The organism is Nocardia sp. NPDC004722 (genome assembly GCF_053601505.1).
The window spans coordinates 1-1,726 of record NZ_JBSGBY010001010.1; the positions used below are offsets into that span (position 1 = coordinate 1).

Sequence of the window (1,726 nt, forward strand, 5' to 3'; positions counted from 1 at the left end):
GCGCCGGGCTTGATGCCGAGGAAGTCCTTGGTCACGGGCGGACCCCACTGCGCCAGACCGGAAGCGCTCATCGGCGCCCAGCCCGGCTCGAGGGTGCAGTCGAACATGTCGCCATCGCTGAAGTGTTCGACCATGAACCCGTCGGGATCGCGCCAGTAGTCGAAGATCTGGCTGCCCTGGATATGGCGGCCGATCCCCCACGATCGGCGATAACCCTGCTCGCGCAAGTACTCTCCACCCGCCGCGAGCGCGTCCAGATCGGCGACCTGATATGCCGAGTGCACGTACCGGTTCGACGGCCCGAGCGTCAGCGCGAGCGTGTGATGGTCGCTCGGCACCGAACCCCGGTCGCAGCGAATGAAACTCATGACCGGACCGCGCTCCCGCTGGCCCGGGTGGTAGAGGAAGTCACTGACGATCAGGCCCAGATTGCTCAGGTACCAATCGAGGGTCTTGCGGTATCGCGTCGACTGGATCACCACGTGTCCGAGCCTGCGCACGCGGGCCGGTGCGCGCAGCGGTCGCTGCGTCGCATTCACCCGCGCCACCTCGTGCCCGAAGTTGAAGACGTGAGGCTGCTGCGTCGGCAAGGCTTCCAGTTCGTGGGTCTCGGCGACCACCCGCACCCGCAGGCGGCTCGGATCGGCCAGGTCGACGGTCAGGCCGCCCAGCGACTCCGGCAACGGCACGGCTCGCGCACCGGTCGCGTCGGCCAGTCGCAGCAGATCGGCGGAATCGGCGGCGCGAAAGGCCGGACCGATGAAGCGCGAGCGACTCCCCCGCCGGATGAGCACGCAGGGCGCGCCCGGATCGGTCCCGCGCAGCTGCAACTCCTCGGCCGTCCGCGTCGCGGTCGCGAATCCGAAAGCGTGGGCGAAAACCTCCGCCCGGTCGAGGTCGGGCTTCTCGAACTCCAGCCATGCCAGGTCCAGCACCTTGATCACGGGATTGCTCGCGCGGCCCGGATGCTCACCCGCATGCGCGCCCTGCTCGCTGTGCAGACCGCTGTGTACGTCGTGATGGCCGCTCATCGACCACTCCCTTCCAAGTACTGACGATATCGTCACTTACGAGTAGGGCGTCAGTCAAGGACTATCTGACGAATCCGTCAATATTGAGCCGAGCGGCTACGATGTGAGACCGGACAGCAGGGAGAGGTGCATCGATGACCGCGAGCAACGGGTCGGGACCCAACCGCCTGGAACGCCGCAAGGCCCGCACGCGCGCGGCACTGGTCGGCGCGGCGCAGGCACTGCTGGCCGAGGGCAAGATCAACGTGCCGATCCTCGAGATCACGCAGGCGGCCGATGTCGGCATGGGCTCGTTCTACAACCACTTCCAGAGCCGCGAGGAACTGTTCCACGCCGCCGTCGAGGAGGCGCTCGACCGCCACGGCGCACTCCTCGATCTACTGTGCGAAGACGTCGAGGATCCGGCTCAGGTCTTCGCGCAGAGCTTCCGCCTCACCGGCCGCCTGCACCGCCGGCACCCCGTCCTCAGCAAGGTCCTGCTCAATGACGCTCTGCGCCTGGCGAATTCGGACCGCGGGCTGGCACCCCGCGCGCGGCGCGACATCGAGGCCGCGGCCGCAGCCGGGCGCTTCGACATCCGCGACCCGGAACTGTCGATGACGGTCGTCGCGGGCGCGGTCCTGTGCCTCGGACAGCTACTGCACGACCACCCCGAACGCGACGACGACGCCGAGGCCGCGGACCAGGTAGCCGAG

The 1,726-nt window shown here is 68.1% G+C and carries 2 protein-coding genes; one reads left to right on the forward strand and one right to left on the reverse strand.

Translation table 11 applies throughout. From position 1 onward, the window contains the following. Nucleotides 1–1,031 (reverse strand): VOC family protein (locus ACWELQ_RS45175; protein ID WP_452403104.1); only part of this gene is annotated, 1,031 nt, incomplete at its 3' end. A 134-nt stretch (nt 1,032–1,165) separates the two neighbouring features. Between ACWELQ_RS45175 and ACWELQ_RS45180 the strand changes: the two genes are divergently transcribed. After that, a partial coding sequence (locus tag ACWELQ_RS45180; RefSeq protein ID WP_452403105.1) for a TetR/AcrR family transcriptional regulator occupies nt 1,166–1,726 on the forward strand: 561 nt, incomplete at its 3' end.